This is a genomic window from Oscillibacter sp. KLE 1745, from assembly GCF_000469445.2.
In the GTDB taxonomy this organism is placed as follows: Bacteria; Bacillota; Clostridia; order Oscillospirales; family Oscillospiraceae; genus Oscillibacter; species Oscillibacter welbionis.
The window spans coordinates 1-9,182 of record NZ_KI271760.1; the positions used below are offsets into that span (position 1 = coordinate 1).

Here is a 9,182-nt window from a genome sequence, read left to right on the forward strand (position 1 = left end):
CCTGAGGGCCGGTTTCACCCCGCTCACCCTGGGGTCCTGCCGGACCTTGGGGACCTGTCAGGCCGGATTCTCCCTGAGGGCCTGCAGGGCCGACGGGAACCACGAAGTCCAGGGAGATCCCGGTGTCCGTCGGATTGGCGGTGACGGTTGCGGCAGTACCGGAGGAGACAGTTCCCACAGTGACGGTAGGCGTTGTGCCTGCGGGTCCCTGAGGACCAAGTTCACCCTGAGGGCCGGTTTCACCCCGCTCACCCTGGGGTCCTGCCGGACCTTGAGGGCCGCTTTCGCCACGCTCGCCTTGGGGCCCTGCCGGACCGATGGGGCCCTGTTCTCCCTGTGGTCCGGGACAGCCGCGATCTCCTTGGAGTCCTTGGGGGCCGGTCTCACCAGGAAGTCCTTGCTCACCCTGAGGTCCCTGTTCTCCTTGAGGGCCGCGGTCGCCCGGAATGCCTCTTTCCCCCCTGGGGCCGACTGGGCCAGCCGGTCCCGGATCACCCTTAGGCCCTACGGGGCCGCGGTCGCCTTTGGGGCCCATGGGGCCGGGATCCCCGCGGACACCTTGCGGCCCGATATCTCCTGTGTCTCCTTTTGGCCCCATATCGCCCCGAATACCCTGAGGCCCCGGGAGTCCCTGAGGGCCCACCATTCCTTTTGGGCCCATGGGACCGGGACAGCCCTGCTCACCCTTTGGCCCCTGGGGACCACGCTCTCCGCGGGGGCCACGTTCACCCTGGGGCCCGCGTTCGCCCTGCGGCCCACGTTCACCTTGGGGGCCGCGTTCACCGGAGAGAATGGGGCAAAAACACTGACAGGAGGAGTCTCTGTCAGGTGCAGAGCCGCAATGACGCTCTTTATTTAAATTGTTGTTGGGAAAATAATTCATCTCATTGACCTCTCATCCAAAGTAAGGGAACTGTGGTTATAGCTAAAGTTGCTTCTTGTCTGTGTCCTTCTCGATCTTTTCATTCAGGCGCTGACTCTGTGTGCCGAAATAGAATGCGATGACAACTGAAAAAATTGTTAAAAAATCTTGGTTGGAAATTCGGTCCAAAACAGCGAGATAGGCAAATACTACCGTCAAGACAAGCGTTACAATGCTTTTAACACACAGAAGGTTGCTGAATTTCTTCAAGAGAGCAGACATTACAATCGTTCCTTTCTCATAAGGCCTATGCTCATGGTATGCTATGCACATGGTGGGGCTGAAGTGTGTGGTTTTGCTTCAGGGAAATTCGTCTGCATATAGTCGTCCATCACTCTAAACGGCATTTCCATGGCAATCTAACTGCTGGAAAATTCGGCATTTCGGGGCAAAGAGAGACATCTGCCTGTCCAGGGCTGAAAAACGAGCCCGCTTTTCAGCAGGCTCGCTTAATGGAACCATTCTCCCTTCAATGTTCTGTGAGTGTCCGGTGCACTCTCCGGCAGAAGTTTCTCCGCCTCCTCTTTGTCCTCCAGTTCGGCTGGTATTTTCATACAGCACGACAGGGTGTTCCTCATCCCTGCGGTCCGGTACAGCCGCATATAGCATTTGCTCCGGATAGTCCGGCCCTCCAGCTTCAAAACTTGCGGAGCTGCCAGGGATTCGGGCAGTCTTCTTTTCAGCTTTCAAGATGGGCATTTCCGTTTCTGCCGTGTGCAATTTTGACAAGCGTATGTATGCCCGAATCCTCACCTGTGTGGGGATCATGACTCATGTCCGCCGGACTTTTCTGCCAATCCCCTCCATGGGCGATCCGAAGCATACACGCCCAGATTCAGAAAGCCGGTGCTCCATCATCTCAATAGTGACATTTTCGGGCGGAAGCTCCTCCACTTGTAGGGACCGCTCCTGCCGGATATGGGGCTCTGCCGCGGTTCCCCTTATAGCAGCTCTGATAGACAACCATGCCTCCGTCTCATCAAGTATCGGGCTCAGTTGACCCGCCAATTCCTCTTTCATCTGTTCAGAGAATGCCCACAGGCTTTCTTTTGGCAAGACGCACCTGTTCCATCAGCCATTCCAGCTTCCGGTTTCGTTCCGTATACCCCGCGCTCTTTCGAAGCAGTTCATCCTATTCCGCACGGGAGAGCGTTACCATCTCCGTGCTGTTCATCTGTGTATTGGTCTTGTTTTTGCAAATTTGGCGGCTAAAAATTACCCGGAAAGTTATCATTTTCAATGCTTTTGACAATTAAGGATACTGCTGGTAACTTAACCTCCGAGCCTCTGCGCTGTTCCGAGGCCACTGGAAGCTTCCAGCCTCCAACCGCTTCGTGACCAGTACAAATCCATCCTCTTCCCAATAAAGCCTCTTGATCCAGTCCTGCCTATAACCACAGGGCAAAAACAGCGTACCGCTGAACGGAGCTAAACGGAACTTCTGCTGTACCAATGTCGCAAAGCCGCCAATCCCGTTCCGCAAATCCGCATACCCACAGGCAATATAAATCTGCCCTGCTCCCACAAGGTCATTCAGCATCCCTCAGCCCCCAGCACAACGCTTCCTCGGCCGCGCTGTCTGCTCGGATGTAAATCCCCACTTCAACTGCTCCGGTTTTAATCCCGGCAATCACCTTGCCTCGGCTCCCACGCAATTCCGAGGCGGTAATTTCCGCGAATACCGGCGCTGCTTCCGGCATCCGCCCCTCTTTCTGCCTGTTTTGGTTTTCGCTGTTTGTGCCGTACAGCTCCCGCTCTCACCGCTGGTATATCTTTGGACCGACACCGTGTTCCAAGCACCATTCACTTACTCGTCTCCCCCTGTTTCGGCAACCTTCTATCTGCTTCTTCCACGTTTCAAGCCGCGCCTCATGTCAGGCTGCTCTCATTGCCATTTGATTCACCTACTTCTGTTTATCCGTCCTTCTTTATTATATTGCGCCTGGGCAATCCGCTTTTCTATTTGACACTTGTTTTTATGGCGCTTAGAAGCCATAGCGATATCCACTTTTCTATCGTAATACAGAAAGCCCGGGCGGAAAAAATCCGCCCGGGCTTTCTGTCAAATTGATTTTTGAGCTCCTTACTCGTACCGGCTCCAGTCGGGAGCGCGGTTCAGGTCGGTCCAGCTCTCATAGACCCAGTCCTTGGTGACAAAGTCGTGGGAGTTGGTGGCCTCCTGGATGGCTAGGTAGAACCAGTCGCTCTCGTGGCAGTCGGTCCAGGTGTTCATGCCGGAGAGCAGATCGTCCGTGTCCTCCGGCAGGCGGCACAGCACCCGGTTGATCATGGTCACCGCCTGGGCGCGGGAGATGTACTGGTCGGGCCGGAAGGAGTCGTCGCTGTATCCCTGGATCCAGCCCAGCGCCGCGGCGCGGCTGATCTCGTCCTCCGCCCAGTGGTCGGCGGTGTCCGTAAAGGTGGTGACGCCGGCGACGCCGCTGTCGTCGAACCGGGCGCAGATGGCCGCGAATTCGGCGCGGGTGATGTTAGCGTCGGGGTCGAACAGGCCGGAGTTGCGGCCGTTGATGACGCCCAGCCGGGCCATGGTGGAGATGGCCGTGTTGGCCCAGTAGTCCTCGTTCACATCCGGGAAGGCGTTGGACGTGGTGAGATTGTCGTCCCGCACATTCTCGTCCAGCAGGCGGAAGAAGATGGTGGCCACCTGGGCCCGGGTGATATTGGCGTTGGGCCGCACAGAGCCGTCAGAATAGCCCTGGATGTAGGCGTAGTGGTCGTTGCCGTTCAGCATGCCGGGCACGGAGGTCTCCGTCCAGCCGGCGAACAGCGTCACGGAGGAGGTCACCCGCAGAGTCTCATCCTCGTCCACCCGCATGGTCAGGCGGCTGTCCTTGTACCAACCGGTAAAGCGGTAGCCGGGCCGGGTGGGGATGTGGGCGCCGTACTCCTCATCATCGTACACATTGAGGGAGAAGCTCCTTCCGTCTTCATCGATGGGGTCGAAGCGGGTGCCGCCATTGGAGTCGAACCTCAGATAGGGATCGCTGTCATGGCCGCCACCGTCTCCGGAGCTATCGCGGGCAAAGGTTGCAGAAATGGTGTGGTTTGCATTAACATCCGTAAATGTATAGCTATCGACTGCTCCTACGCTCTTTTCATCCACTTTCACATTGGCGATGGTATAGCCGCCGTTCGGCGTGATGGTGAAAATCTTGTCCGCACCCTCGGCCACAGCAACGCTGCCGCGGGGGCTGATGGAGCCGCCGTCACCGGCGGAGGCGGTGATGGTGAAGGTCTGCGCGTTCTCCTGCCAGACAACAGCGAAAGGAGAGAATCCGGAACGGTCCACATCAAATTCGATACCATTGGCGTCAAATTCAGCGGTTATAACCTCCGGCTCACAGGCTTCAATGGCATCCGTCACCTCGGCCTGACCGGCAATGCCATATTCCCGGTGCAGGCCCGGAAAGTGGATGACCTGTACATCCAGGTCATTTGCGTTATCCATTGTCACACCGTCGGGATATGGCAAATAGATTGTGGTGCCATAGCTGGCAGAAACCCAGGCGTTGCCGTTGTAGGCGTCCACCAGATCCAGGTAGTGAAAGTCGTAGCGGTAGGTTTTGCCATCGGACAACTCATTCAGAAGATCAGAATCCTCTGCCTTTTGTTCCAGCAGAGCCTGGCGGTCCGTGCCGTCATCATCAATCAGCAGCGAGTCATCCAGGAGTTGGATACCGGCGATATCCTCGATCTCAAAGTCTTCGTTATCGTTGGTGTAGAAAGACGGCTGATACACGGTTCCCCATGAGCTGGTTTGTGTCTTTGCAATCGCCTCGGCGTGGATCACAGCCTTGGTGGGCTCTGCGGTCAACAACACATATGTATTGGCGCCGTCCTGCGCTTCCTCAATATCCTGCGTATGGCGGACGATTAGTGTACCCGCACCGTCAAGGTTTACATTGTTGCCATTCACCCGAACGTCCTCATTGGTAAGTCCGTTCTTCCATTTGAGGGTAACTGTGTACACGCCCGGCTTGGAATCATCTGTGGCGACAGTGCCGTCCTCATAGGTATAGACCGCCTCAATGTTTTCAAGGAGCTGATCGAGCATGGTCTTGTCGTCCGTTGCCGGGATAGTCACACCCTTGATTTCCAAACTTGTAATGTCGCCGGTGTATTTTACGTCAACACTGCCATTGATGGTGAGCTTGGGGAAACCGCCGTCGTCATAGTTCTCCTCGCCCTGACCGCCGCCGGTGTAGATGGTGATGTCGTCGGGGGCCAGGGTATACTCCTTGTTGTTGAAGAGCATCACCGCATACGGAGCACCTGCCGTCAGATCCTTCAAAGCGATGGGCACCTTCTCCGCATTCTCCACCTCTTCGACCGCCACTTCAGCCCCATCAATGGGTGAACCGTCCGGATTGACCTGTACATAGGCCACATAGAGGTCGGTCTTCTTAGGGGAGGAAGTAGGATCGAGCTCGAAGCTGTACTCAGTCGCAGACGGCTGAACCCACAGGGCGCTGCTGCCCACGGGGGTCCAGTCGGCGTGCTCGTCAGCAACGCCAGCTTTCAGCGTGTTGACTGCCTCATTCGTGGCGCGGCCCAGGTTCACATCCGCATAGCCCTCAGGAAGTTCCACCTTCCCGGCGCTGACGTATATGGTACGGGGTTCCCCCATCACATCAGCGCTTACATGGGTGTACTCATATCCGGCGCCTTCCTCCGTTTCAGCAACAGCATAACCGCCGGAGGAGGAGATTTGTCTGCCACTCGATCCCTTATTGCCGGAAATGGTGCCGCCATTGATCTCGACGAGGGACTTCCCTGCAACGGTATGGTAGATACCATAGCTGCCGTTGTCGCAGATTTTGCCGCCGTTCATAATGAACCTGACACCCGTCCAGTCGGTCTTGCCGCTGATCTGGATACCGTAGCTCGAGTTGCGGGCAATCTCACCGCCGTTCATGGTGAGATTGGAGCTGTTGTTCACACGAACGGCAAGACCCTTGTTGTCCACAATATGGGCAGTCTCCTCAATCGTGGCGATGACACCGCCGCCACCCTGGTTGGCAAGATAAATCATGCCTTTAGAGGCGGTATTGTTGCGGATGGTGCCCGCAAATGTGTAGTGGGAGCCGTTATTGGAATAGATCAGGCCGCCCGCACTGCTGGAACTACAGTTTTCAATCACGCTGTTCGGGCCAAATGTGATCTGGCCGTACCAGGACCGCAAAAGACTCGCCGAACCCGAAGCACATTCTGAGATCGTACCGTTGAGGTATACCTCATGGCTGTAGTTGTTGTTGTCGAGGTCGTCAAAATAGAGCAGCTGGAAACCGTCCACATGAGAAATCTTAGATCCCGCTTTAGTGGTAAAGTTGCAAAATTGGGTCCAGATGGCGCAGTTATTGCCTGCGTTGGTGCCGGTCACATTGGTGATCTCTCCAGTGCTGGCAAGGGTAGCTTCACCGTGAGACCGCAGATGGACAGCAACACCGTTCTGCCCCTGCCAGGCCGCATCGGTACCATGAATATTTTGAATGGTGCCGCCGATGTTAGCGGTGCCGCCGTCTGCATAGAGTGCACGCCCATTCATCATGACACCTTTATCGCCGCCTATCGTGCCGCCGTTCATGGTCAAGATGCCGCCCTGGAGCCAGACCGCACCAGCGGGGCCAAAGCTGCCGGACGCACCTTTCTCACGTTCGTTTTCGGTTGTATCCAAAATGGCGCTGCCTTCTTCCATGATCAGCTCGCCACCGGACAGGCGCACGGCACTCATACCGCCGTAGTTGCGAAGTTCCGCACCATCCCCCAAAGTAATCGTACCCATACCGTTGTAAGTTGCGATTATGGCGTCTTGCACAATGCTTGTATTTGGGACCTCACTCCTGCTAACGGTGGTCTCCCCATCGCCTTCGGAATCGGCCTGCACAAAGTATTCACCTTCGTATTTGCCCATATCATCCAAAATGATGTGGGTCAAAATAAGAGACGAAACGGTCCCTTGTTCCGTTTCCCCGCCTACTTCGATCATCGCGGGGTTGTAGTGCTGTCTGGCGGGATCTGCGTTGGTATGAAAATTTTCTCCGCGGGAGAGCGTCACAGGATCAACACCATAGCTGGTGATGGTCAGCTCTTTCTCCCAGACCCATGCCATTTGGTTCATTTCCACATCTGACATGACATAAATCGTCGCACCATCCGGGGCTGCTTCCGCCGCCTTTGCCAAGGTGGCATATGGAGCGTCTGCTGTGCCAGTGCCGTCCGCATCATCGCCTGCTGCCGACACATACACCGCGTTCTCAGCCACAGGCTCTTCTACCACTGTCCCCGGATCCTCAGCAGGCTCTATGGGATCCAGCTCTCCCGCAGGCTCCGTGGGGGCCGTGGGATCCGGACCCTGAGGGGGATCTCCCGGAACCTCTGTCGGCTCATTTTCCTCTGGATCCCCTGAAGTCCCCGGCTCATTTGGCGCACTGGGGCCATCCGGTTCATCGGCGGTCCCACTTTCCACGGCCTCCTGTTTCCCGCCTTCCTCTGCGGGGTCTTTCCGCAAGTCCGATCCATCCTGATTGATCGCAGGATCCGACTCGCCAGTCCCCTCCTCTGCCGCCAGTGTCGAAACCGGCAGCAGTGTCAGCAGCAGGCACAGCACCATCAAAGCTGATAAGATCCGTTTCTTCATCTCTTCTCCTCCTTTACACCTCTCGGCGAGAAAATATCTATCGCAAACATCCTTTTGGATGGAATTGCTCTCATTCTCCGTCCATCCGGCAGCCAACTGCTCCGCATCCAGAATCTGCTCATAGGCTTGCTCCACCGGGAGCCGCACGTTCCGCTCGATCTCCGACCGGGTGGCCAGATACAACTTCCGCAGGCACCAGGGGTTGCACTTGGCCTCCTCCACCCGCTTGTCAGACGGCAGGTAGTGATAGAAGGCCCGCAGCTTGGCACCGTACATCTGCACCGTGTTCCGGCTCCTCCCCCGGCGGGAGAGTGTCTCCAGATAGGACCGGATCATCTCTGATGTGATGACAGCGCCAGTCTGGCTGCCTCCGCGCACCGCATATCCACACCCCCTATCAACGGAATTCGCATTCCATCCCGCGCCCGACCAAGCTGGCGCAAGAAGCTCCGCAGAACAAGTTCGAAAAAAGCCCGTGCGGCTGGCACGGGCGTAAAAAATGGCGCAGGGACCAAGGCCGGACAAAATTTGACATTTTTCCGGCTTTTTTCTGCTGCCCAAAGCGGCAAAATCCCTTGCGGTTAGCTGTCCTTTGTGCTAAAATTTGTCTATTGATATGTAGGACGAACTATTTTTTCACGATCATTTGTGTCGGAATGCGAATTCCGTGATTAGGAGATCAGTCCCAGCCGGTCCAGCGTCCGCTGGTGTTCTGCGCCAGAGGTCACCAGGTAGATGCGGGTGGTCTCGATGCTGCTGTGGCCCAGCAGGTCCGCCAGCTTGACGATGTCCCGGCTGGTCCGGTAGAACACCATAGCAAACAGGTGCCGCAGATTGTGGGGGAACACCTTGCGCGGGTCCACCCCGGCGTGCCCGCACAGCCGCTTCATCTCCGCCCAGATCTGCCGGCGGCCCAGCTCTTTTCCGCTTTTGGTGCGAAAGATTGCACCGGAGGCGGTTTTTTGTTTTTGGGCGTATTGGAGCAGCTTCCGGCAGAGCTTTTCCGGCAATAGGATGGTGCGGATCTTGCCCTTGAGGGAGATCTCGGCCTTGCCCTGCCGGGCGGCCTCCACCGTGAGATACCGCACCTCGCTGACCCGGATGCCCGTGGCCCCCATGGCTTCCACCAGCAGGCCCAGCCGCTCCTGTCCCAGCCGGTGCGCCGTGTCCAGCAGGCGCTGGTACTCCGCCTTCGTCAGTTCCCGGCCGGCGTCCCGGAACAGTCGCCGCTGGACCCTCAGGAATTTCACCCGGCAGCCGCCGAGGCCCAGGAACTCCAGCAGGCTGTTCAGTGCGGAGAGCTTGGCGTTGATGCTGGCGGGGGCGTAGCCCCGCTCCACCAGATGAGCCTTCCACGCCGCGCTCAACCCTTTGCTGATCTCCCGCCCGTCCAGCCAGCGTGCGAAGGCCCGGATGTCCCGGAGATACTTCTCCATAGTGGCTTCGCTCTTCTCCTCCAGCCGGAGGTGGCGGGCAAATGCCTGGATTTGCAGGGGAGTCAGTCTGTCTTCGGTCATAAGATGCCTCCTTTTGTGATTTCACAACGATATTTTACCGGATGTGCAAATATAACAAGGCCCACAGCGGCAGCTGCCGCTGTGG

The 9,182-nt window shown here is 57.0% G+C and carries 4 protein-coding genes; all 4 read right to left on the reverse strand.

Features of this window, described 5'->3' with window-relative positions; genetic code table 11:
- Nucleotides 1-2,174: 2,174 nt before the first annotated feature.
- The 4 genes from tnpB to HMPREF1546_RS14735 all read right to left on the reverse strand — a co-directional run bounded on the left by tnpB (nucleotide 2,175) and on the right by HMPREF1546_RS14735 (nucleotide 9,097).
- Nucleotides 2,175-2,462, reverse strand: a complete 288-nt coding sequence (gene tnpB, locus HMPREF1546_RS19965) for an IS66 family insertion sequence element accessory protein TnpB (RefSeq protein ID WP_021747989.1) — start codon at nucleotides 2,460-2,462, stop codon at nucleotides 2,175-2,177.
- Nucleotides 2,452-2,622, reverse strand: coding sequence for a hypothetical protein (locus HMPREF1546_RS18990; protein ID WP_021747988.1), 171 nt, complete (start codon nucleotides 2,620-2,622; stop codon nucleotides 2,452-2,454). The genes tnpB and HMPREF1546_RS18990 overlap by 11 nt, the downstream gene beginning before the upstream one ends.
- 383 nt (nucleotides 2,623-3,005) lie before the next feature.
- Nucleotides 3,006-7,958 (reverse strand): S-layer homology domain-containing protein, encoded by a 4,953-nt coding sequence (locus HMPREF1546_RS14730; RefSeq protein ID WP_147629941.1) that lies wholly within the window; start codon nucleotides 7,956-7,958, stop codon nucleotides 3,006-3,008.
- Between the two features lie 293 nt (nucleotides 7,959-8,251).
- Nucleotides 8,252-9,097: a tyrosine-type recombinase/integrase gene (locus HMPREF1546_RS14735; RefSeq protein ID WP_021747984.1), complete on the reverse strand. Its 846-nt coding sequence runs from the start codon at nucleotides 9,095-9,097 to the stop codon at nucleotides 8,252-8,254.
- Nucleotides 9,098-9,182: the final 85 nt, after the last annotated feature.

Excerpts from the sequence above, each read along its gene's own strand:
- tnpB (WP_021747989.1), bottom strand. The coding sequence starts at position 2,462 with ATGCTGAATGACCTTGTGGGAGCAGGGCAGATTTATATTGCCTGTGGG.
- HMPREF1546_RS18990 (WP_021747988.1), bottom strand. The coding sequence starts at position 2,622 with ATGCCGGAAGCAGCGCCGGTATTCGCGGAAATTACCGCCTCGGAATTG.
- HMPREF1546_RS14735 (WP_021747984.1), bottom strand. The coding sequence starts at position 9,097 with ATGACCGAAGACAGACTGACTCCCCTGCAAATCCAGGCATTTGCCCGC.